This is a genomic window from Streptomyces sp. NPDC096012 (assembly GCF_040426375.1).
GTDB lineage: Bacteria > Actinomycetota > Actinomycetes > Streptomycetales > Streptomycetaceae > Streptomyces.
Genome location: NZ_JBEOTD010000004.1, coordinates 75,568 through 96,430, shown reverse-complemented (window position 1 = coordinate 96,430; position 20,863 = coordinate 75,568). Strand labels below are relative to the sequence as shown.

The following is a 20,863-nucleotide window of genomic DNA, read 5'->3' as shown; positions in this document are numbered from 1 at the left end:
CCCTACGGGCGAGATCAGGGACAGGACGGGGTGTGGCGCCCCGTCCGGTGAGGGAACGCTTCGACCGGGGCGGCCGACGTGGTCGGCCGCCCCGACGGTGTTTCGCGGACGAGTACCCCCGGGGGCGGGAATGGGTTTCTTCGACGGGCTGCTGGGCGGGCGCGCTGCCGACTTCGACTCGGGCAGCGCCTCGTCCAACGCCATCGAGCTCACCAAACGGCACCACACGGTGTCCCTCACCAAACAGGACGCGGCCACCGGCCATCTGCGCGTCAACCTCGCCTGGCGGATGCGGACCTCCGACTTCGACGGAGCCCGGCGCACCAGCCTGCTGCGCCATCCCTTCAAGGCCCTGAGGCCGCCGGAGGTGCTCGGACACGGGCAGAGCATGGTCAACGTCGACCTCGACCTGGGCTGCCTGTACGAGCTGATGGACGGCACCAAGGGGGTCGTCCAGCCACTGGGCGGCTATCTGGGCGACGTCAACGCGCCGCCGTACATCAAACTCAGCGGCGACGACCGGTTCGGCTCCGCGTCCGGCGAGACCATGTACGTCAACCTCGACCACCGGGACGCCATCAAACGGCTGCTGGTCTTCGTCTACATCTACGACCAGACGCCGGCCTTCGACCGTACCCACGCCATCGTCACGCTCTACCCGAGCAACGGCCCGCGCATCGAGATAAGCCTCGACGAACGCCACCCCCAGGCCCGCTCCTGCGCGGTGGTCATGGTGGAGAACGTCAAGGACGAGCTGATCGTCCGCCGCGAGGTCAAGTTCGTCTACGGCTTCCAGGGCGAACTGGACCGGCTGTACGGCTGGGGCCTGCAGTGGGGCCGGGGCTACAAGACCAAGGCGGAGCGGTAGCCGGCGCCCGGCCCGCGGCCCGGCGCCGGCGGGCGGGCCCTCCTACCGCCCGATGAACTGCGGCCCCTGCGGCGGCAGCCGGAAATCCGGATCCACGGCCACCGGCACCGGAACCGGCTGAGGCTGGGGGTAGCCGTACGCCGGCTGGGCGGTGGCGGGCGGAGCCTGCGGGTAGCCGTACGCCGGCTGGGCCGAGGCCGGCTCCGGGTAGCCGTAGGCGGGCTGCTGCGGCAGTGCCGACGTCGGCTGCTCCGGGGGCAGCGGCTGGGACGCCGTCGTCTCCGGCCCACCCCGCTCCTGCTCCGCCTCCGACTCGTCGACCGAGATGCCGAAGTCCGTGGCGAGGCCCCTCAGGCCGTTCGAGTAGCCCTCGCCCAGCGCGCGGAACTTCCACCCCTCCCCGCGCCGGTACAGCTCGCCGCAGATCAGCGCCGTCTCCGCGCCGGTCTCCGGCTTGATGTCGAACCGGGCCAGCGGCTCCCCGTCGGCCACGGCCGCGTCGTACAGCAGGATGCCCAGGGCCGGTACCCGGTCGAAGGAGACGCCGTCGGCGGAGGCCACCAGCAGGATGCGGCCGACCCCGGGCTCGACCCCCGCGAGGTCTGTCTGGATCGTGTCGGTGAGGCTCTCGGCGACACGCTTCTTGCCGAGCCGCCACACCTTCCCCGAAGGGTGCCGGGGCTGGTTGTAGAAGACGAAGTCCTCGTCGGAGCGCACACGGCCGTCGGCGCCCAGCAGCAGCGCCGAGACGTCCACGTCCGGAACCTCCTGCCCGGGGGTCCAATGCAGCACGGCGCGCACCGTGGTGGCCTCCAGCGGGACGTTCGACCCCTTCAGCATCGCGTGCGTCATGCGGTCATCCTGCCCTCTCGGTCCTGGTCACGACAATGCGGGGGGTGTGCGCCGACACAGGCGGGTTACCGGGAATTCATGCCCGCGGGGAACCCCGGACACGGATCCCTACGTACTATTACCGGCCACCCTTTACCGAACCAACAGACTCGGCGCGACCCCGAGGGAGTCCCATGCGTCATTTCGGGCACATCGCCCCCGAGTTGCGAGAGCGCCTCTTCCACCAGGAGCCGTGCGCGTTCACCGCCGACTCCCCGTCCCGGCTGCTCTCCGCGGCCCTGGGCGCCACGCTGTACAGTCCGGCCACCCGGCCCCGGCTGGCCGACGACATAGTCAGGCAGGCCGCGAACGGCGTGGTCTCGATGGTGCTGTGCCTGGAGGACTCGATCTCCGACGCGGAGGTCTCGGCGGGCGAGGAGAACCTCGTCCGGCAGTTCGCCGACCTCGCCTCGCGCTCCTCGGCCGAACCCCCGCTGCTCTTCATCCGGGTCCGCACCCCCGAGCAGATCCCCGACCTGGTCCGGCGCCTCGGCGCGAGCGTGCGGCTGCTGTCCGGCTTCGTGCTGCCGAAGTTCACCGAGGAACGCGGCGTCCCCTTCCTGGAGGCGCTGACCCTCGCCGAGGCCGCGAGCGGCCGGCGGCTCTTCGCGATGCCGGTGCTCGAATCCCCCGAGCTGCTGTACCGCGAGAGCCGCGTGGACACGCTGGAGGGCATCTCCCGCGCCGTCGGCAAGTACCGCGACCGGGTCCTCGCGCTCCGCCTCGGCGTCACCGACTTCTGCTCCTCCTACGGCCTGCGCCGGGCCCCCGACATGACCGCCTACGACGTCCATGTCGTCGCCTCGGTGATCGCGGACGTGGTGAACATGCTGGGCCGGGCCGACGGCACCGGGTTCACCGTCACCGGTCCGGTGTGGGAGTACTTCCGCGTCCCCGAGCGCATGTTCAAGCCGCAGCTGAGGCAGAGCCCCTTCCTGCAGGTGCAGGCCGCCGAGCTGCGCGAGAAGCTCATCGAACACGCCATGGACGGGCTGCTGCGGGAGATCTCCCTCGACCAGGCCAACGGCCTGCTCGGCAAGACCTGCATCCACCCCTCCCACGTCCTGCCCGTGCACGCGCTGTCCGTGGTCAGCCATGAGGAGTTCAGCGACGCCCAGGACATCCTCCGGCCCGAACGCGGTGGCGGGGGTGTACTCCGGTCGGCCTACACGAACAAGATGAACGAGGTGAAACCGCACCGCGCCTGGGCCGAGCGGACCCTGCTGCGCGCCGAGGTCTTCGGCGTCGCGGGCGAGGACGTCGGCTTCGTGGAGCTGCTCGCCGCCGGAATACCCGGCTGATGCCGCCGGAACCTCCGGCCGGCCTTCCCACATCCAAGGAACGCATGAAGAACGCAGTGAACGACGGGGTCTGGTCCGGCAGCTGGGTCGCCGAGCGACTCGGGGTCGAACTCGTGGGCGACGACGGGCTGCCGGCCCTGCTCGGGCTGGCGCTGCGCCGCAACCCCAAGCGGGCCCACCTGCTGGTCTCGCACGTGCTCGGCAAGCACGTACCCCAGTCGCCGGCCGTGGTCTACGGGCACGGTCTGCGTCTGGGCCGCCGGGTCGCCGCCCTGCTCGGCGAGGCGGAGCGGGCCACGGCCGTCGTCCTCGGCTACGCGGAGACCGCGACCGGGCTGGGGCACGCCGTCGCCGACGGCCTGGGCACGGCGCCGTATCTGCACTCCACGCGCCGCCCGGTCGCCACCGTCGCCCGGGCGGGCGGCTTCGAGGAGTCCCACTCGCACGCCACGTCCCACCTGCTGCTGCCCGAGGACCCCGCGCTGCTGTCGGGCGACGGCCCGCTGGTGCTGGTGGACGACGAGTTCTCCACCGGCAACACGATCCTGAACACCATCCGTGACCTGCACGCACGTCATCCGCGGCGACGGTACGTGGTGGTCGCGCTGGTCGACATGCGCTCGCCCGGCGACACCGAGCGCCTGACGCGGTTCGCGGCGGGCATCGGGGCCCGGGTGGACGTGATCGCCACCGCGTCCGGCACGGTGCGGCTGCCGGAAGGCGTCCTGAAGAAGGGTCAGGAGCTGGTGGCGCGGTACGAGCCCGGCGGTGGCCCCGGCACGGCCGGCCCCGCGCTCGCCGGCGCCTCCGTCACGGCGCACCGGCCGGACGGCACCGCGCCGGGGTCCGCGCGCGGGGCGGCCGGGGAGGTCCGGCGCGTCGACCTCCGCTGGCCCCCCGGCCTCCCCGACGGCGGCCGGCACGGCTTCACGCCCGCCCACCGCGCCCGCCTGGAGGCGGCGTTGCCGGCGATGGCCGACCGGATCGCCGGGGCGCTGCCCGCAGGCGCCGGCCGCGTCCTGGTCCTCGGCTTCGAGGAGCTGATGTACGCCCCGCTGCGCCTCGCGCACGAACTGGAGCGGGTCACGGACGCCGAGGTGCGCTTCTCCACCACCACCCGCTCACCCGTCCTCGCGGTCGACGACCCCGGCTACGCGATACGCACCCGCCTGGTCTTCCCCGCCCACGACGACCCGGCCGACGGCCCCGGCGAGCGCTACGCCTACAACGTCGCCGGCGGCGGCTTCGACACGGTCGTCGCCGTCGTCGACTCGGTCGCCGACACCGCCGCCCTGCACGCGCCCGGCGGCCTGCTGGACCGTCTCGCCGCGCACATCCCGCACGTCCTGCTCGCGGTCGTCCCGTCCCACGTCCCCGAGCCCCCGCAGATTCCCGAAAGGCCGCCCATGCTGCCCGAGCCCCTCCGCGGCCCCGCGTTCTCCTCGTACGCCCCCGAGGAGGTCGGCTGGCTGCTGCAGGACCTCTCCGACGTCACCCTGGAGGCGCCGACCGAGGAGCGCGAGGAGGCCATCCAGAGCGGCGGCGCGCACTACGCCGAGTCGCTGCCGGTGGAGTACCAGCCCAGCGAGCAGTACCAGGAACTGTTCCACGCGGCCCTGGACGCCTCCGCCGCCCGCATCGCGCGGGCCGTGGGCGTCGTGACCGAGACCGTCATCACCGAGCGCTCGCCCCGCCCGGTGCTGGTCTCGCTCGCCCGCGCGGGCACCCCGGTCGGCGTGCTCATGCGCCGCTGGGCGCGGTTCCGGCACGGCCTGGAACTCCCGCACTACGCCGTGTCGATCGTGCGCGGCCGGGGCATCGACGCCAACGCGCTGCGCTGGCTCGCCGCCCACCACGACCCCCGGGACGTCGTCTTCGTCGACGGCTGGACCGGCAAGGGCGCCATCACCCGCGAACTCGCCCAGGCCGTGGCCAAGTTCGAAGCGGAGGAGGGGATCAGCGGCTTCGACCCGGAGATCGCCGTCCTCGCCGACCCGGGCTCCTGCGTGCGCACCTACGGCACCCGCGAGGACTTCCTCATCCCCTCCGCCTGCCTCAACTCCACCGTCTCCGGCCTGATATCCCGCACTGTGCTGCGCGCCGACCTGGTCGGGCCGGACGACTTCCACGGCGCCAAGTTCTACCGCGAACTCGCCGGGAGCGATGTCTCCGTGGCCTTCCTGGACGCCGTCTCCGCCCGCTTCCCGGAGGTCGCCGAGACCGTCGGCACGGCGGTCAAGGAGCTGCTGACGCAGGACCGTTCGCCCACCTGGGAGGGCTGGCGGGCCGTCGAGCGGATCAGCGAGGAGTACGGCATCCACGACGTGAACCTCGTCAAGCCCGGCGTCGGCGAGACCACCCGGGTGCTGCTGCGCCGGGTGCCGTGGAAGATCCTCGCGCGCGCCGGCGCCGGCGCCGATCTGGACCATGTGCGGCTGCTCGCCGGGCAGCGCGGGGTGCCCGTCGAGGAGGTCGGCGAACTGCCCTACACCTGCGTCGGGCTGATCCACCCCAAGTACACGCGCGGCGCCACGGGCGCCGACGGCAAGGCGGTGACCCTCTGATGCCGGTGATGGTGGCGAGCGACCTCGACCGTACGCTGATCTACTCCGCGGCGGCCCTCGCGCTGGCCATGCCCGACGCGCGCGCACCCCGGCTGCTGTGCGTGGAGGTGCACGAGGCCAGGCCGCTGTCCTACATGACGGAGACGGCGGCGCGGTTGCTCACCGACCTCGGCGACACGGCGCTCTTCGTGCCGACCACGACCCGGACCCGCAAGCAGTACCAGCGGATCAACCTGCCGGGCCCGCCCCCGAAGTACGCGATCTGCGCCAACGGCGGCCATCTCCTGGTCGACGGGGCCACCGACGCCGGCTGGCACGCGGGCGTGCAGGCGAGGCTCGCCGACGAGTGCGCGCCGCTGGACGAGGTCCGCGGGCATCTGCTGAGGTCCGCCGATCCGGTCTGGGTGCGCAAGCACCGGGACGCCGAGGACCTGTTCGCCTATCTCGTCGTCGAGCGCGAGCTGCTGCCCGAGGAGTGGGTCAAGGAGCTGGCGGTGTGGGCCGAGGACCGCGGCTGGACGGTGTCCCTGCAGGGACGCAAGATCTACGCCGTTCCGAAGCCGCTCACCAAGAGCGCGGCCGTGCGCGAGGTCGCCCGCCGTACCGGTGCCGAGCTGACACTGGCCGCGGGGGACTCCCTGCTCGACGCCGACCTGCTGCTGGCCGCCGACCGCGGCTGGCGTCCGGGCCACGGCGAACTGGCCGACGCCGACTGGACCGCCCCGGCGATCAGCGCGCTGCCGGAGCGGGGCGTGCTGGCGGGGGAGCGGATCGTACGCGAGTTCCTGAGCGCGGCCCGGGGGCCGGCGGCCGCGGACCGGCAGGCGTAGGTCAGCCGCAGCAGCCCCCGCCGCAGCAGCCGCCGCCACCGCCGCCCTGCGGGGCGGGGGCCGGGGCGGCGCCGGACCTGCCGCCCACGGCCACGGTCGAGAGCAGTTTGACCGTGTCGCCGTGGCCGGCCGGGCAGTCGGCGGGGGCGGCGGACTCCGCCATCGGGCGGCTCAGTTCGAAGGTGTCGCCGCAGGTCCGGCAACGGTACTCATAGCGAGGCATAGGCCCACATTAGTCGGCGGCCGCCGCTGAGCGGCCCCTCAATGTTTCATGAGTGTTGCATTCCATCCGACAGTCGTACGGAGGAATCGAAAACTTCGCTGATAACTTGTGAACGCCGTTGCGAGGTTGCTCAGCTCACCCGCGCGAGCAGGATCGAGTGCGGAGGGAGACGCAGGCGTGACCGATGCGTCGCGAGGGGAGGGCCGGTCCGGGCAGGACAGTGGTCGTGAGGAGGAGTCGTTCGACTCCGACGCGACCCTGTTCCTGAGGGTCGGCGCTCCCAAGGCGGACGAGACCATGCAGCTGCGCGTGCCTCCGCCGCCCGAGCCACCCGCCGCGGGCGGCCGGGCCGAACGCCGGCGCAGTGCGCGTCCCTCCGTGGGGGAGCGCGTGGCGGGTGTGCGGGCCGACCTCGGCCGGCTGGCCGCGCCGCTGGCTCCGTATACCCGCAGACTCGCCCCCTACGCGCGCCGCCTGAAGCCCGTCTACCCGCGGCCCGGCCGGACCGGCTGGCGCCGCTGGATGCCGTCCTGGCGCCAGTGGCTCGGCGGTGTCCTCACCTCGTTCGGTCTGCTCGGCGCCTTCCTGGTCACCGCGTACGCGCTCACCGACATACCGGACAACCTGAACTCCTACGCCACCCAGCAGGACAACGTCTACTTCTGGTCCGACGGCACCCCCATGGCCCGGACGGGCTGGGTGCAGCGGCAGGCCATGCCGCTGAAGGAGATACCCCAGGACGTGCGCTGGGCGGTGCTGGCGGCGGAGAACGAGAGCTTCTACTCGGACCCGGGCATATCCGCCAAGGGCATCACCAGGGCGCTCTACCGCACGGTGGGTTCGGGGGACACCGAGGGCGGGTCCACCATCACCCAGCAGTACGTCAAAAACGTCTATCTCAGTCAGAACCGGACCATCGGCCGCAAGTTCACCGAGGCGATGATCTCCCTCAAGCTCGACAACAAGATGAGCAAGGACGAGATCCTGGAGGGGTATCTCAACACCAGCTGGTTCGGCCGGGGCACCTACGGCATCCAGCGCGCCGCCCAGGCCTACTACGGCAAGGACGTCAGCAAGCTCAACGCCTCCGAGGCGGCCATGCTCGCCTCGCTGCTCAAAGGCGCCGGCCTCTACGACCCGACCCTCGGCCAGGCCAACCACAGGCGGGCCGTGGACCGCTGGAACTGGATCCTGGACCGCATGGTCAAGATCGGCAAGCTGTCCAGGGCCGAGCGGGAGTCCTACGGGACGTTTCCCGAGCCGCTGAAGGTCAACCCGCTGTACGACACCGGTGAGCAGAGCGACTACCTGGTCGAGCTGGCGTCGCAGTACGCCAAGAAGGCCGGGCACCTCACCGACAAGCAGTTCGACCTGGGCGGCTACCAGATCTACACGACCTTCGACCGCAACCGCGAGAAGGCCCTCACCAGCGCCGTCACCAAGGCCCGCAAGCAGGCCCGGCACGATGATCCGAAGGCCGCGGAGAACGGGCACTACGGTGCCGCCTCGGTGGCGACCGACGGCCGGATCCTCGCCGTCTACGGCGGTCCCGACCACCGTAGACAGGGATACAACGAGTCCAACGCCACCACCGTCCCGGCCGGGACCGCGTTCCTGCCGTTCGTCTACGCCGCCGGCCTCGAGCACGGCGTCCACAAGACGCGCGGCGGGCCCGCCACCCCCGTCACCCCCCAGAGCGTCTACGACGGCGACGACGGCGTGCCCGTCACCACCCCCGAGGGGCCGTACTGGGACCGCAGCGGGAAGAAGGTCGCCGCGCACAACGACGGCGGCAGGTCGTACGGGAGCATCACCCTGAGCCAGGCGCTCGCCCAGTCGGTGAACACGCCGTTCATGCAGCTCGGCATGGACACCGGCCTGGCCACGGTCCGGCAGACCGCCGAGGCGTCCGGACTGCTGCCGTCCAGCATCGGCCCCCAGGTGCCCGCCCTGTCACTGGGCAACTCCACGCCCAGCGCGATCCGGATGGCGAGCGGGTACGCCACCTTCGCGGCCAAGGGCAGTCACACCGAGCCCTACTCGATCCGCCGGATCACCCGCAACGGCGCCCCGGTCGCCCTGTCCACCCCGCGGCCCAGACGTGCGGTGGGCGCCCAGGTCGCCGCGGACGTCAGCGAGGCGCTCGCCGACTCCTTCCGCGCCGGGCACCCGGCCGCGGCCGCCGCGAAGCCGGGGGCGGGTGGCAAGGCCGGCACCGACGAGAAGGGCACCGCCGCCTGGTACGCCGGCACGGCCGACTCCGTCTCCACGGCGGTCGTCGTCTACCGGATCGACCTGGCGAAGTCCCTGGAGCCCCTGCCCCTCCAGGGACTGGCCGGAAGCGGCGCCGAAAACGTGCCTTACAACCTCTGGTCGGCCGCGATGGGTCTTGACTGACGTCGGACCCCGCACCACCCTCGCCCCCCTCGGAGAATGAGCCGCGCATGCCCAGCAAGAAGCCGACCGGCCGCCGTCGAGCCACCGCCTCCCGCCGCCTGCCCGCGGCCACCCGCCCGCAGGTCCTGGCGCTGGCCGCGCTGCTGGTCGTGGCCTCGCTGGTGGCGGGCTTCCTGGCCCTGAGCGGCCAGGACGACACCACTGCGGCCGCCTCCGCGGGCAAGAACCCCACGAGCGCTCCGAAGACCGCCCCCAGCCCACAGTGGGACGGCAAGGTCCAGGTCCTCGGGGACGGGTCCACCTCCTACACCGGGCCGCCGACGGGCCAGTTGAAGGCCGAGCCGCTCAAACCCGGTGAAAAGCCGCCACAGTTCGTCGTCTTCTCCTGGGACGGCGCCCTGGAGGGCAGTGACCACCTCTTCTCGCACTACCGGGAACTGGCCAAGCAGTACAACGCCCACATGACCTTCTTCCTCACGGGCATCTACCTGCTGCCCAAGAGCGAGAAGAGCCAGTACCACGGCCCGATGCACTCGCCCGGCGACGCCGCGATCGACTACGCCACCGACGACCACATCCGCACGACGCTGGGACAGCTCGGCGAGGCCTACAAGCAGGGCAACGAGATCGGCACCCACTTCAACGGCCACTTCTGCGGCGCCAAGGGCGGCGGCGACTGGAGCGTCGAGCAGTGGAAGAGCGAGATCGACCAGTTCTTCTCCTTCGTGGAGCACTGGAAGACCAACACCGGCTTCAAGGACGTCCCGGCCCTGCCCTTCGACTTCAAGAAGGAGGTCACCGGCGGCCGCGCGCCCTGCCTGGAGGGCCAGCCGAACCTGCTGAAGGCCATCAAGAGCTACGGCTGGCGCTACGACGCCAGTTCACCGGGCGACTTCCAGATATGGCCGAGGAAGAAGGACGGCATCTGGGACTTCCCGCTGCAGATGCTGCCGTACGAGGACGGCAAGTACCAGGGCCTGTCGATGGACTTCAACTTCCTCTACAACCAGTCCGACGGCGAGACCAAGGGTGACCCGGCCCGGTACGCGCAGTGGGAGCAGCAGACCGTCGACTCGTACATGGCCGGCTTCAACCGCGTCTACTACGGCAGCCGCGCGCCCCTGTTCATCGGCAACCACTTCGAGGACTGGAACGGCGGCATCTACATGAAGTCCATCGACCAGGTCGTCAAGAACGTCTGCACCAAGAAGGGCGTGAAGTGCGTGTCCTTCAGGGAACTCGCCGACTGGCTCGACGTGCAGAAGCCCCAGACGCTCGCCGCGCTGCGCAGCCTCGACCCCGCCCAGTCGCCGGCATGGTCGACGATCGTCAAGTGAGCGGTGGCGGCAGGCGGTTCCACTTGTGCAACCCCCTTCACAACCGACGCACCGGCCATGCGAGGATGCCCCTCCCCGGTAGGTGTACCGGAGTGAAGGGGAACACCATTGAAATCGAGAAGACTGAGCCGTAAGGGGCGACGCGCCTCCATAGTCACCGCTTCCGCCGCCGCGGTGGTCGCCGGTGTGGCCCTCGTGCCCAACTGGAGCGCGGGCGCAGCGGTCACCGATGACCCGACGGTGAACGCGGCCACCAAGGCGACCTTCCAGCGACTCGCCGACGCGGTCTTCACCGACCGTACGCAGGCCCTGGTGGACGGCGCCGGAAGCACCAGGACCCGGCATGCCGCCGGCTTCTCCGGTTCGGTGCGCATGTCCGGCGGGCAGACGCGCGAGCAGGACTCGGCCCTGGGGCAGCTGCGCACCCGCAGGTCCGTGCTCGCCAAGCTCGGCGAGAAGTACAGCCGGGGCAGCACCCAGGTCACCCTGGACGCCACCCAGGTGAAGGGCCGGAAGGCCACGGTGGACGTGACCGAGACCACCTCGCTGACCTACGCGAAGCCCGTGGCCAAGGACCAGAGGACCACCGGGTTCCAGGCCCACCACGAGCTGACCTTCAAGGCCGACCGCCACGGCACCTGGCAGCTGACGGGCATCCGCGACACCGACGACGGCTACCTCGCCGTGAACCAGGTCGCCAAGCCCGCCGTCGCCACGGTGAAGACCGCGGCGGACGACGGCCCGCCGGAGGCTGCCCGCTCGGCCACCAGCTGGCCCGCGCCGGCCAAGCCGAAGACGCTCTCCGGCACCGGCTACGACTACAAGGCGATGGTCGCGTACGCGGCCAAGTACTGGAAGAACTACAACCCGGCCTACCCGGACTTCAACGGGCAGGGAGCCGGCGGCGACTGCACCAACTTCGTCAGCCAGGCCCTGAAGGCGGGCGGCTGGAAGCACGTCCCCGGTTACACGGACGACTTCCACAAGTGGTTCGGCACCGCCGACATCCAGTCGGACTCGTTCGTCGGTGTCAACGAGTTCTCCTGGTTCGCCCTGTCCTCCAAGCGCGTCACCAGCCTCGCCAACGTCTACCAGATGGACATCGGTGACGTACTGCAGATGGACTTCAACAAGGACGGGTCCAAGGACCACTCCATGATCGTCACCAACCGTGACCGGTCGGGCGTGCCGTACGTGAGCTACCACTCCACCAACACCTACAACAGGTCGGTGGCCAGCCTCGTCGCGTCGTACCCGACCGCGGCGTTCTACGCCTACCGCACCTGATCGCGCGGCGGTGTCCGCTGCCCCGGCTCCTCCCGCCGCTCGTGCGGGGAGGGCTCGGGGTGGCGGGCCCGCCAGTAGGGGTTGTCGTGCGGCAGGGACGAGCCGACCCGGCCGTACATGCCGAAGGTCATCAGCAGCAGACCCACGACGAAGCTGAAGAGCACGTTCTGGATCTTGAAGGCCAGGAAGTTGTTGGGCGTGTCCAGCAGGCCGAGGAACAGGAAGCCGTTCAGCAGGAACAGCACGCCGAGGACCATGTTCAGTGTCGAGGCGAAGTTCCCGCCGATCACCATGCCGGCCATCAGCAGCACGCCGATGCAGATCGACAGCACGCTGAGCGTGCCGTTGGTGTTCAGCCCGGTGATCGAGTTGCCGCCGGTGTCGAAGAAGCCGATGTGGTTGATCAGGCCGAGGATGCCGAAGATGATCAGGAACGCGCCGATCAGGCCGGCGCCGATCCGGTAGACCCTGTTCAGCCGGTGGTCCACGGGCAGGTGGTCGTCCAGCCGGAACTTCTGGTCTTCCCCGGTGTCCCTCGTGTGCACTGCGTGTGTGGCCATGTCCGCCTCCCTCGGGCGCTAGCGGAGGCCATCCGTCCACTAAATAGTCCGCCCGTCCCACCCCACCCGGCAACACGCGCACCTCATCCGTGCCGCCGCGCCCGGTCCCGCGCGGGAGGCGGGGGCGCGGTTCAGTGGGTGGTTCCGCGCTCCTCGCGGATCTGACTCACCACGCGGGCGGCCGCCTGCCGTACCGCGTCCGTCTCGGTCAGGAAGTGCCAGTAGTCGGGGTGCCGGCCCTCCAGCGTGCCGATCGCCCGCTCCAGCCGGGCCACCGCGTCGTCCAGCGGCCGGGCGTGCCGCGGGTCCGGGGTCGTACGGCCCGTCATGGCCAGCCGCTGGGCGTCCCGGATCGCGAACCGGCTGCGCTCGATCTCCGCCTGCGGGTCCTTCTGCACGGCGTTCAGCCGCCGCAGCCGCTCCCCGGCCGCCGAGACGGCATCGTCGGTGGTGTTCAGCAGGGCCCGCACCGTCGACAGCAGCGAGGTCGCGTCCGGCCAGCGCTGGGCGTCTCTGGCCGTCTGCGCCTCGCGCAGCTTCCGCTCGGCCTGCCGTACGTTCTCCGCGGCCTGCTGCGGCACCTGCTGCAGGTCCTGCCAGCAGGCGGCCACGAACCGGCGCCGCAGCTCGCTGAGCACCGGATCCACCTGCTCCGCGCGTGTGGTCAGCGCCTGCGCCCTGGTCCGCAGGGACACCAGCCGGTGGTCGATCTCGGCCGCCTTCTCCGGCAGCCGCTCGGCCTCGGCCCGGATCGCCCCGGCCTCCCGCTGCACCCGCTCCGCCCGCTCCAGCGTCGGCGTGACGCCGTGCTGACCGGCGCCCTGGTTCAGCCTGGTCAGCTCCGGGGAGAGGGCGGCCAGCCGGGCGGCCAGGTCGTCGGCCGCAAGGCCCTTTTCCCGCACGGCGTCCAGGGCGTTGCTCGCGGCCAGCAGCGACTGCCGGGCCCGCTCCACCGCGGGCGCGAGCCGGGCGAGCCGCGTCTCCGCCGTGCCGAGCAGCGGTCCGAGCGAGCTGCCGAACCGGTCCAGCTCCTGCTTGACCGCGACCAGCTCGTCCCTGGCGGCGGTCAGCTCCGTACGCGCCCGGGCCGCGGCCGCGGCCTCCAGGCCGTCCCGGTCGAGGTCGTGGGCGTCGACGGCCTGGATATAACGCTGACTGACCTCGTCGATGCGCCGGCCCAGCGCGTCGAAGTCGGCCACGGCGCGGCGGGCGGCGGGGGAGTCGTCCACGGCCGTGATGGTCTCGATGGAGATCCTCAGGTCCCGCTGCGCGGAGTCGAGTTCGTAGAACGCCGCCGCGGCGGCGTCCTTCGCGCTCTGCGCCTCCGCGCGCTGGCTCTCCGACCGCCCCCCGAACCAGCGCCGGGTGCCACCCCCGGCGAACGCGGCGGACACCCCGAGCGCGGCCAGCAGCGGCAGCCCCATCAAGGTGAGCGTGTCCCGCAGGACCGTGGGCCCGGACCGGGCTCGCGCGGTGGACGGCGGCGGGTACGGCTGCGTCGATGGCGTGCCCGGTGTCGCCGTCACATCCCTCTCCTGTGCTGTGGTGCCCTGGGTGCTGTCATTCTCCCACCCGTTGTAGACGAACACACGAGCCGGTCAGTTCGCATCGCGCACCCGTGATTTCGCCGGACCGGCGGCATGCGGCGGGTCGGGGGACCGGGGAGTCCGACGCGCCGCGCCCCGGGCGTGCCGGTCCGGCGGCGAACTGTTTGCCGTGCGGCCCGGGGGGCAATGTAGGCTGTCGACCTGTCCGGGGTGCGTAGCTCAGGGGTAGAGCGCCTGCCTTACAAGCAGGATGTCGGCGGTTCGAAACCGTCCGCGCCCACCGACCTCACAAGCCGAGGTCATCGGCAGGACAGCGGCCCCCCGGAGGATCTCCGGGGGGCCGCTTCGCGGTGGGCGCGATCAGGCCGCTATCGGGGTCCGCTCCGCGGCCGGCTCGCCGTTCGCCGCCGTACGCCGGCCGAGGAGCCGGTCGACTCCCAGGGCGCCGGAGCCGGTGAAGACCAGCAGGAGGAACGCCCAGCAGAACACGGCCGGCAGCTCGCCGCCGTTCTGGATGGGCCACAGGGCGGCCTGCTGGTGGACGTCGAAGTAGGCGTACGCCATCGAGCCCGAGGCGATCAGCGCGGCCCCGCGGGTGCCGAGACCGAGGAGCACCAGGCCGCCCGCGACGAGCTGGATCACGGCGGCGTACCAGCCGGGCCAGGTGCCGGCCTCGATCGTGCCGCCGTTCGTGCCCGCGGCCCCGCCCAGCACGCCGAAGAGCGAGGCGGCGCCGTGCGCGGCGAAGAGCAGGCCGATGACGATGCGGAAGAGCCCGATGACGTAGGGCTGAGCGGCGTCGAGACGTGCGGACATGAAGGGGGGTCTCCTCTTCGGTGTCGGTCGGACCGGCCGGGGACGTGACGGCCGGTCGTGGGGGGCGGTACCGAACGAGAGGCCAAGGTTAGGGGAACCTAATCAGTGCTTGCAACTTCAACATCCGCGATGCCGGTTCCGTCCGCTCCTCCGCCCCGGGCGGGGCCGGCGGTCTTGCGGCCCGCGCCCGTATCGGGGCAGCGAGAAGCCAACCTCCCTGCGTCGAGGCGAGGTGACGGCGGATCAGGGGGCCTGGTCGCCGGGCTCGCTGGGGGATTCCGGAGGACGCGCCCCCACGGGGGGCGTCACGGGTGCGTCGTCACGGAGAGAGGGGTGGGCCCGCCGCGGGGGCGGGTGGGGCGCCCCGGTCGTCAGGCCTCGTTCGCGGAGTGAGCCCGGGCGGGACGGCCCCGTACCTCCAGTTCGCCGAGCAGTTCCGCGGTGGCCCGGGCCACGGCGTCCACCGCGCGGTCGAAGGCCTCGCGATTGTGGGCCGCGGGAGCCCGGAAGCCCGACACCTTGCGCACGTACTGCAGCGCGGCGGCGTGGATGTCCTCGTCGGTGGCCTCGTCGGGCAGCGCGGGCGGTCGTAGCGTCTTGATACTCCGGCACATGCCCCCAGTCTCACGCGCTCCCCGCGCCTCTGCCATGATCCCGTCGAAGGCGGCCACCGGTGCCCGGGGCCGACCGTCGAAAGGAAGAGCCTCATGGCGCCACAGAGCACACCACGGCACACCGTGGCCGTCCTCGGTCCGGGCGGTATCGGCGGCCTCCTCGCCGCCCTCCTCTCCCGCTCCGGCCACCGCGTCGTCTGCCTGGCCGGGGACAGTACGGCGCAGACCCTGCGCAGCTCCGGGATCACCGTCCGCAGCGCCCAGTTCGGCGATTTCACCGCCCCCGTCGAGGCGGACACCGAGCTGCGCGAACCGGTGGACGCCTGCCTGGTCACCGTCAAGCACACCGCGCTCGACGCCGCGCTCACCCGGACCCCGGCCACGGCCCTCGGCGACGCGCTCGTCGTGCCGCTGCTGAACGGTGTCGAGCACCCCGCCGCGCTGCGTTCCCGCTACCGTGCCGACCGCGTGGCACCGGCCGTGATCCGCGTGGAGTCCACGCGCCTGACGCCGGGCGTGATCGAGCACGGCAGCCCGTTCACGGAGATCGACCTCGCCGGGGACGGCGTCCCCCGCGCGCGCCTCGACGCGCTGGCCGCCGTCCTCACCGCCACCGGCGCGACCGTCCGCGTGGCCGGGGACGAGACGGCGGCCCTGTGGGCCAAGATGGCGTTCCTCGCCCCGTTCGCCCTCCTCACCACCCGGTACGGCCTGCCGCTCGGCGAGGTCCGTACCCACCACCGGGACGAACTGCGGGCGCTGGTCGCCGAGGTCGCGGCCGTCGGCGCCGCCTGCGGCGCGCCCGCCGATCCCGCCCAGGCCCTGGCCCGGTACGACGCCTTCCCGCCCGGCGCCAAATCGTCCATGCAGCGCGACGCCGAGGCGGGCCGCCCCCTCGAACTCGACGCCGTCGGCGGGGCGTTGCTGCGCGCGGCCGAGCGGCACGGGGTGTCCGTGCCGGTGGCGGCGCGGCTCGTACGCGAACTGCGGGACGCCGGTCACTGACGCGCCGCCGCCACCACCCCGGGCCGGCCGACCGGCTTACCGGGGCGGTGGCAACCCGTTCGACTGAATCTCCCTCCGATCCCGCGAACGAGCTCGCACCTCAAAATCGAACAGGCGTACCATTGCCGTGTGGCTACGACCTACGAATTCCCCAGTGACCTCCTCGCCGGTCAGGAGGAGCTGCATCAGGTCCGGGCCGAGCTGTCGGCCCTGCTCAAGCGGCTGCCCTGGTCGGTCGAGCCGAGAGAGGGCTTCAGCGACCACACGGGCTGGCGCAAGGTGGAGCGGCCCGCCTCCCCCGGCTGGTCGGCCGACGAACAGGCCGAGGTGGAGAAGCTGCGGCGCCGTGAGCATGAACTCGCGGTGTTCGTCAGCACGCACCGCTTCTGGGGCGAGGTCGCGGCGGCGGACCGCGTGGAGACCCGCTCGCGACTCAAGCACGCCCGCGAGGAACCGGCACGGGACGAGGCCTGACGGGCGAGGGGTAAGGGGCGCGGGAGGGCGAGGGGCAAGGGGCGCGGGAGGGCGAGGGGCAAGGGGCGCGGGAGGGCGAGGGGCAAGGGGCGCGGGAGCGGGGTCTGGTCCGGAAGTCCTTCCCTGGCTCCGGCCCACCTCCGGGCTCCCGCCGCTCACTGGGCCCGCCTCCGGGCTCCCTCCGCTCACTCGGGTCCCTCCGGGCCCCCTCTCGGCTTCCCTCGCGCCTTCACCGGGCTTCCCCCTCCCCTTCGGCTTCCCCGGTGTCCGGTGTGCCGTGGCGGCGCCGGGAGGCCCCGGAGGACGCGCTGTCGGACCCCCGGCGTACGCTGTATGGCTGTCAACGGGGGAATCATGGGGGAGTCGTCGTGTTCGAGAGTGTGGGGTCGCTTGCGGCCGGGCCGTGGATCTATGCCGTCGTGGCGCTGTCCGTGCTCCTCGACGTGTTCGTACCGGTGCTGCCGAGCGGCGTGCTGGTCATCACGGCCGCTACGGCAGCGGCCGCGGGTTCCGAAGCGGCGGGCCAGGTCCCGCACCAGGTGCCGGACATCCTCGCCCTGATCCTCTCCGCGGCGACGGCCTCGGTCCTCGGTGACCTGGTGGCCTACCGTCTGGCCTGGCGGGGCGGTGAGCGCCTGGACCGGGCGATAGCCCGCTCCCGCCGGCTGACCACTGCGCAGGAACGTCTCGGCGACGCGCTCACCCGGGGTGGCGGCGCACTGGTGGTCCTGGCCCGCTTCGCTCCGGCCGGCCGCTCGGTCGTCTCGTTCTGCGCGGGCGCCGCACACCGCCGCGTCCGCGACTTCCTGCCCTGGTCCGCCCTCGCCGGACTGTCCTGGGCCGCCTACAGCGTCGCTCTCGGGTACTTCGGTGCCCAGTGGCTGGGGGCGACCTGGGTAGCCGGCGGGGTCTCCGTGGCCGCACTGTTCGCGGTGGGCGCGGCGGCGGGCTTCCTGGTGCGCCGCCGGCCGGCCGGCTGACCCGGCACCGACCGGACCGTCGTCCTCCGAGGACGGCGGAGCCGAGTTCCGGACCGTCCTCCGAGGACGGCGGAGCCGAGCTCCTGAGCGTCCATCGAGGACGGCGGGGTCGAGCCCGACGGCCGGCTCCGCCCGCCGGGCGTGGGTGCGAGGCGGCCGGTCACTCACCGCTCGCCCGGCGTCCGTGCGAGGGCGGCCGGTCACTCACCGCCCGCCGAGCGTCCGTCGAGCCGAGCCCGACGGCCGGCTCCGACCGCCGGGCGTCCGTGCGAGGGCGGCCGGTCACTCACCGCCCGCCGAGCGTCCGTCGAGCCGAGCCCGACGGCCGGCTCCGCCCGCCGGGCGTGGGTGCGAGGGCGGCCGGTCACTCACCGCCCGCCGGGCGTCCGTGCGAGGGCGGCCGGTCACTCACCGCCCGCCCGGCGTCCGTGCGAAAGCGGCTGCTCACCGTTTTCCCGGGGTCCGTGCGAAAGCGGCTGCTCACCGTTTTCCCGGGGTCCGTGCGAAAGCGGCTGTTCACCGCTTGTCCGGCGTCCGTGCGCGGGTCGGCCGCTCGCCGGCTGCCTCTGGTGGCGGCGCGGCGGCCCGCCGGACGCTTCCCGGTCACACCGGCAGTTCGCCGGCCGCTCGCCGTGCCGGTGTCAGCAGCTGGCCAGGTCCTTCGTCAGCGCCGTCTTCTCGGCTGAGTCGACCGAGAGGTTGTAGTAGTACTTCACCTGCACCCAGGCGCGGACGTACGTGCAGACGTACGCCGAGCGGGACGGGATCCAGGTGGCCGGGTCCTGGTCGCCCTTGGCCTGGTTGACGTTGTCGGTGACCGCGAGGAGCTGCGGGCGGGTGATGTCGTTGGCGAAGGCCTGGCGCTGGGCCGTGGTCCACTTGCTCGCCCCGGAGTCCCAGGCCTCGGCGAGCGGCACGAGGTGGTCGATGTCGAGGTCGGACGCGGCGGTCCAGGTGGCGCCGTCGTAGGGGGAGTACCAACTGCCGCTGGTCGCCGCGCAGGAGGAGTCGGTGACGACGTTCGAGCCGTCCCGCTTGAGGATCCACTCGCGGGTGTTGCAGGAGCCGGAGATGGTGATCCAGAGCGGGAAGAGGTCGCGGCTGTAGCCGGTCCGGTTCTCGGTGGCCACGGTGAGCTGGGAGAGGTAGCTGCGGGCGGTGGCGCCGCTGACCGGCGTGGGCAGGGCGGCGGAGGCGTTCGGGGAGTTGAACAGGGCGGCGGAGGCTATCAGTCCGGTGAGGGTGGTGAGTATGCTCAGCCGTCGACGCGCGTAGAATCTGGGCATGCGAACTCCCTTGTGGGGTGGCGGTGTTGGAGCGCGAGCGAAGGAATGCTCGCGGGGCCGCGTGGCCGGCGGATGAGCGCCCGGTAAGAAGTTAGTGACGCGTTCATGACACGACAAGGTTCGACGCCGAACTTTCACATCCCGTACGATGGGCGGCGCAGAAGGGGAGTAGCTCTTCGCCGGACCGTCGACATACTGCTCAGCGAGCCTGAGCCGGCGCCCGGAGGCGGCCATCGGATTTCCGGTGAGGCCCGCCAGCGAGACCTTCGGCAAGCAGTGCACGCCCGTGCCCCCCGGCGCGGGCGTCGAGTGCGCTGCCGTGCCGAGGTGTCATCGCGTGATGTACCGCACTCTCGGCGGGGTGGCCCGACCGATTGAGGGATTTTGATCAGCATCACCGTGACGGCGCTCGTCTTCGGCGTCATCTTCCTCGCCGAACTGCCGGACAAGACCGCGCTCGCCGGCCTCGTCCTCGGCACCCGCTACCGCGCCTCGTACGTCTTCGCGGGCGTCGCCGCCGCCTTCCTGCTGCACGCCGTGCTCGCCGTCGCCGCCGGCAGCGTGCTGACCCTGCTGCCGCAGCAGATCGTGCACGCCCTCACCGGCGTTCTCTTCCTCGGCGGGGCCGCGATACTGCTGCTGAAGAAGGACGAGGACGAGGAGGAGATCAGGAAGCCCGCCGACCAGTCCTTCTGGAAGGTCGCCGGCACGGGCTTCATGCTCATCCTGGTCGCCGAGTTCGGCGATCTCACCCAGATCATGACCGCCAACCTCGCCGCTCGCTACGACGACCCGATCTCCGTCGGTCTCGGCGCCGTGCTCGGACTGTGGGCCGTCGCCGGGCTGGGCATCGTGGGCGGAAAGGCCCTGATGAGGCGGGTGCCGCTGCGGCTGATCACGCAGATCGCGGCGCTGCTGATGCTGGGGCTCGGCGTGTGGAGTCTGTACGAGGCCGTGGCGGGCTGAGCTGAACGGCGGGTGAACGTACGCCGGAGGTGGTGGCGGGTCGGCGCCCGGTTTTGTACCGTGAAGAAACAAAGTGGCTCCCGCCCGTTTTCCCTGACCGGCGGGCGGGGCCGCCTTGTCCCTTCCGAGTCCCTTCCGACCTCGGGATCTCTCGCTACTGGAGCTGCCGATGGCCACCGCCTCGCCCACCGTCCTGACCGCCCGTGCCCTTCTGCTCGACATGGACGGCACCCTCGTCAACTCGGACGCCGTGGTCGAGCGCATCTGGCGGCGCTGGGCGGAGCGGCACGGGCTGGACGGTGACGAGGTGATGAAGGTCGTGCACGGCAGGCAGGGGCACGCCTCCATGGCCGTCCTGCTGCCCGACCGGCCGGTGGAGCAGAACCTGGCGGACAACGCCCGCATGCTCGCCGAGGAGACCGCCGACACCGACGGCGTGGTCGAGATCGCCGGCGCGCGTGCCTTCCTCGCCTCCCTGCGCGGTCTCCCGCACGCCCTGGTGACCTCCGCCGACGTCGCCCTGGCCACCGCCCGCATGAACGCCGCCGGGCTGCCGCTGCCCGGCATCCGCGTCACCGCCGAGTCGGTGGGGGCGAGCAAGCCCGACCCCGAGGGCTTCCTCAAGGGCGCGGCCGAACTGGGCGTCGACCCGGCCGACTGCGTCGTCTTCGAGGACTCCGGCGCGGGCATCGCGGCGGGGCGCGCCGCGGGCATGCGGGTCGTCGGCGTCGGCCCCCGCGCCGACCTGCACGGCCCCGACGTCACCGTGCCGGATCTGACCCGGATCGCCGTCGACACACTGCCCGACGGAAGGATCCGGCTGCACATCGGCTGACGGCCCGCCCAGCCTCGGCCGGCGACAGGCCCCGCGCCCGCCGACGGCGCGCCCCGCGTCGGCTGGGGGCCCCGCGGCCGAC

19 protein-coding genes and 1 tRNA gene are annotated in these 20,863 nt (G+C 72.1%); 13 read left to right on the top strand and 7 right to left on the bottom strand.

Features of this window, described 5'->3' with window-relative positions; genetic code table 11:
- Positions 1–130: 130 nt before the first annotated feature.
- On the top strand, positions 131–868 hold the full coding sequence (locus tag ABVB68_RS06280) for a TerD family protein (protein ID WP_353599852.1): 738 nt from the start codon (positions 131–133) through the stop codon (positions 866–868).
- Between the two features lie 42 nt (positions 869–910).
- Here the strand turns inward: ABVB68_RS06280 and ABVB68_RS06275 are convergent, their stop codons facing one another.
- Positions 911–1,720 (bottom strand): TerD family protein, encoded by an 810-nt coding sequence (locus tag ABVB68_RS06275; RefSeq protein WP_353599851.1) that lies wholly within the window; start codon positions 1,718–1,720, stop codon positions 911–913.
- Between the two features lie 173 nt (positions 1,721–1,893).
- On the opposite strand from ABVB68_RS06275, the gene ABVB68_RS06270 reads away from it, so the two are divergent.
- Genes ABVB68_RS06270 through ABVB68_RS06260 form a run of 3 tightly spaced genes read left to right on the top strand, consistent with a single transcriptional unit; the run spans position 1,894 to position 6,454 of the window.
- A complete protein-coding gene (locus tag ABVB68_RS06270) occupies positions 1,894–3,060 on the top strand; it encodes an HpcH/HpaI aldolase/citrate lyase family protein (protein ID WP_353599850.1) in 1,167 nt (388 codons plus the stop codon).
- A gap of 44 nt (positions 3,061–3,104) precedes the next feature.
- A complete protein-coding gene (locus ABVB68_RS06265; RefSeq protein ID WP_353599849.1) occupies positions 3,105–5,624 on the top strand; it encodes a phosphoribosyltransferase in 2,520 nt (839 codons plus the stop codon).
- On the top strand, positions 5,624–6,454 hold the full coding sequence (locus ABVB68_RS06260) for an HAD family hydrolase (RefSeq protein WP_353599848.1): 831 nt from the start codon (positions 5,624–5,626) through the stop codon (positions 6,452–6,454). The genes ABVB68_RS06265 and ABVB68_RS06260 overlap by 1 nt, the downstream gene beginning before the upstream one ends.
- A gap of 1 nt (position 6,455) precedes the next feature.
- On the opposite strand, the gene ABVB68_RS06255 is transcribed toward ABVB68_RS06260, so the two are convergent.
- Positions 6,456–6,677, bottom strand: coding sequence for an FmdB family zinc ribbon protein (locus tag ABVB68_RS06255; RefSeq protein WP_353599847.1), 222 nt, complete (start codon positions 6,675–6,677; stop codon positions 6,456–6,458).
- A gap of 297 nt (positions 6,678–6,974) precedes the next feature.
- Between ABVB68_RS06255 and ABVB68_RS06250 the strand changes: the two genes are divergently transcribed.
- From ABVB68_RS06250 to ABVB68_RS06240, 3 genes are all read left to right on the top strand, one after another.
- Positions 6,975–9,074, top strand: coding sequence for a transglycosylase domain-containing protein (locus ABVB68_RS06250; RefSeq protein ID WP_353600044.1), 2,100 nt, complete (start codon positions 6,975–6,977; stop codon positions 9,072–9,074).
- Between the two features lie 47 nt (positions 9,075–9,121).
- The gene (locus ABVB68_RS06245) at positions 9,122–10,411 is read left to right on the top strand and encodes a polysaccharide deacetylase family protein (protein WP_353599846.1); all 1,290 of its coding nucleotides are present in this window, start codon (positions 9,122–9,124) and stop codon (positions 10,409–10,411) included.
- Positions 10,412–10,585: 174 nt separating this feature from the next.
- Entirely contained in the window at positions 10,586–11,698 is a 1,113-nt protein-coding gene (locus tag ABVB68_RS06240; RefSeq protein ID WP_353600043.1) for an amidase domain-containing protein, read from the top strand.
- Here the strand turns inward: ABVB68_RS06240 and ABVB68_RS06235 are convergent.
- Together ABVB68_RS06235 and ABVB68_RS06230 are read right to left on the bottom strand one after the other, a co-directional pair.
- Complete coding sequence (locus ABVB68_RS06235; protein WP_353599845.1) at positions 11,686–12,258, bottom strand: DUF4383 domain-containing protein; 573 nt, start codon at positions 12,256–12,258, stop codon at positions 11,686–11,688. The two genes, ABVB68_RS06240 and ABVB68_RS06235, sit on opposite strands and share 13 nt — an antisense overlap.
- A 131-nt stretch (positions 12,259–12,389) precedes the next feature.
- A complete protein-coding gene (locus tag ABVB68_RS06230; protein ID WP_353599844.1) occupies positions 12,390–13,784 on the bottom strand; it encodes a hypothetical protein in 1,395 nt (464 codons plus the stop codon).
- A 229-nt stretch (positions 13,785–14,013) separates the two neighbouring features.
- On the opposite strand from ABVB68_RS06230, the gene ABVB68_RS06225 reads away from it, so the two are divergent.
- Positions 14,014–14,085 (top strand) — tRNA-Val (locus ABVB68_RS06225).
- Between the two features lie 80 nt (positions 14,086–14,165).
- Here the strand turns inward: ABVB68_RS06225 and ABVB68_RS06220 are convergent.
- Together ABVB68_RS06220 and ABVB68_RS06215 are read right to left on the bottom strand one after the other, a co-directional pair.
- On the bottom strand, positions 14,166–14,621 hold the full coding sequence (locus ABVB68_RS06220) for a DoxX family protein (RefSeq protein ID WP_353599843.1): 456 nt from the start codon (positions 14,619–14,621) through the stop codon (positions 14,166–14,168).
- A 371-nt stretch (positions 14,622–14,992) separates the two neighbouring features.
- On the bottom strand, positions 14,993–15,235 hold the full coding sequence (locus ABVB68_RS06215; RefSeq protein ID WP_353599842.1) for a DUF2277 domain-containing protein: 243 nt from the start codon (positions 15,233–15,235) through the stop codon (positions 14,993–14,995).
- A gap of 93 nt (positions 15,236–15,328) precedes the next feature.
- Between ABVB68_RS06215 and ABVB68_RS06210 the strand changes: the two genes are divergently transcribed.
- The 3 genes from ABVB68_RS06210 to ABVB68_RS06200 all read left to right on the top strand — a co-directional run bounded on the left by ABVB68_RS06210 (position 15,329) and on the right by ABVB68_RS06200 (position 17,694).
- Positions 15,329–16,240, top strand: a complete 912-nt coding sequence (locus ABVB68_RS06210; protein WP_353599841.1) for a ketopantoate reductase family protein — start codon at positions 15,329–15,331, stop codon at positions 16,238–16,240.
- A 129-nt stretch (positions 16,241–16,369) separates the two neighbouring features.
- Positions 16,370–16,714 carry a DUF8825 domain-containing protein gene (locus ABVB68_RS06205; RefSeq protein WP_353599840.1) on the top strand — a complete coding sequence of 115 codons (345 nt, stop codon included), beginning with the start codon at positions 16,370–16,372 and terminating at the stop codon, positions 16,712–16,714.
- A 368-nt stretch (positions 16,715–17,082) separates the two neighbouring features.
- Positions 17,083–17,694, top strand: a complete 612-nt coding sequence (locus ABVB68_RS06200; protein WP_353599839.1) for a DedA family protein — start codon at positions 17,083–17,085, stop codon at positions 17,692–17,694.
- Positions 17,695–18,335: 641 nt separating this feature from the next.
- Here ABVB68_RS06200 and ABVB68_RS06195 read toward each other — a convergent pair.
- Positions 18,336–18,980 carry an HNH endonuclease family protein gene (locus ABVB68_RS06195; RefSeq protein WP_353599838.1) on the bottom strand — a complete coding sequence of 215 codons (645 nt, stop codon included), beginning with the start codon at positions 18,978–18,980 and terminating at the stop codon, positions 18,336–18,338.
- A gap of 384 nt (positions 18,981–19,364) precedes the next feature.
- On the opposite strand from ABVB68_RS06195, the gene ABVB68_RS06190 reads away from it, so the two are divergent.
- Complete coding sequence (locus ABVB68_RS06190) at positions 19,365–19,946, top strand: TMEM165/GDT1 family protein (protein ID WP_353599837.1); 582 nt, start codon at positions 19,365–19,367, stop codon at positions 19,944–19,946.
- A gap of 169 nt (positions 19,947–20,115) precedes the next feature.
- Positions 20,116–20,781: an HAD-IA family hydrolase gene (locus ABVB68_RS06185; protein ID WP_353599836.1), complete on the top strand. Its 666-nt coding sequence runs from the start codon at positions 20,116–20,118 to the stop codon at positions 20,779–20,781.
- Positions 20,782–20,863: the final 82 nt, after the last annotated feature.

Excerpts from the sequence above, each read along its gene's own strand:
- ABVB68_RS06280 (WP_353599852.1), top strand. The coding sequence starts at position 131 with ATGGGTTTCTTCGACGGGCTGCTGGGCGGGCGCGCTGCCGACTTCGAC.
- ABVB68_RS06275 (WP_353599851.1), bottom strand. The coding sequence starts at position 1,720 with ATGACGCACGCGATGCTGAAGGGGTCGAACGTCCCGCTGGAGGCCACC.
- ABVB68_RS06270 (WP_353599850.1), top strand. The coding sequence starts at position 1,894 with ATGCGTCATTTCGGGCACATCGCCCCCGAGTTGCGAGAGCGCCTCTTC.
- ABVB68_RS06265 (WP_353599849.1), top strand. The coding sequence starts at position 3,105 with ATGAAGAACGCAGTGAACGACGGGGTCTGGTCCGGCAGCTGGGTCGCC.
- ABVB68_RS06260 (WP_353599848.1), top strand. The coding sequence starts at position 5,624 with ATGCCGGTGATGGTGGCGAGCGACCTCGACCGTACGCTGATCTACTCC.
- ABVB68_RS06255 (WP_353599847.1), bottom strand. The coding sequence starts at position 6,677 with ATGCCTCGCTATGAGTACCGTTGCCGGACCTGCGGCGACACCTTCGAA.
- ABVB68_RS06250 (WP_353600044.1), top strand. The coding sequence starts at position 6,975 with ATGCAGCTGCGCGTGCCTCCGCCGCCCGAGCCACCCGCCGCGGGCGGC.
- ABVB68_RS06245 (WP_353599846.1), top strand. The coding sequence starts at position 9,122 with ATGCCCAGCAAGAAGCCGACCGGCCGCCGTCGAGCCACCGCCTCCCGC.
- ABVB68_RS06235 (WP_353599845.1), bottom strand. The coding sequence starts at position 12,258 with ATGGCCACACACGCAGTGCACACGAGGGACACCGGGGAAGACCAGAAG.
- ABVB68_RS06220 (WP_353599843.1), bottom strand. The coding sequence starts at position 14,621 with ATGTCCGCACGTCTCGACGCCGCTCAGCCCTACGTCATCGGGCTCTTC.
- ABVB68_RS06215 (WP_353599842.1), bottom strand. The coding sequence starts at position 15,235 with ATGTGCCGGAGTATCAAGACGCTACGACCGCCCGCGCTGCCCGACGAG.
- ABVB68_RS06210 (WP_353599841.1), top strand. The coding sequence starts at position 15,329 with ATGGCGCCACAGAGCACACCACGGCACACCGTGGCCGTCCTCGGTCCG.
- ABVB68_RS06195 (WP_353599838.1), bottom strand. The coding sequence starts at position 18,980 with ATGCCCAGATTCTACGCGCGTCGACGGCTGAGCATACTCACCACCCTC.
- ABVB68_RS06185 (WP_353599836.1), top strand. The coding sequence starts at position 20,116 with ATGGCCACCGCCTCGCCCACCGTCCTGACCGCCCGTGCCCTTCTGCTC.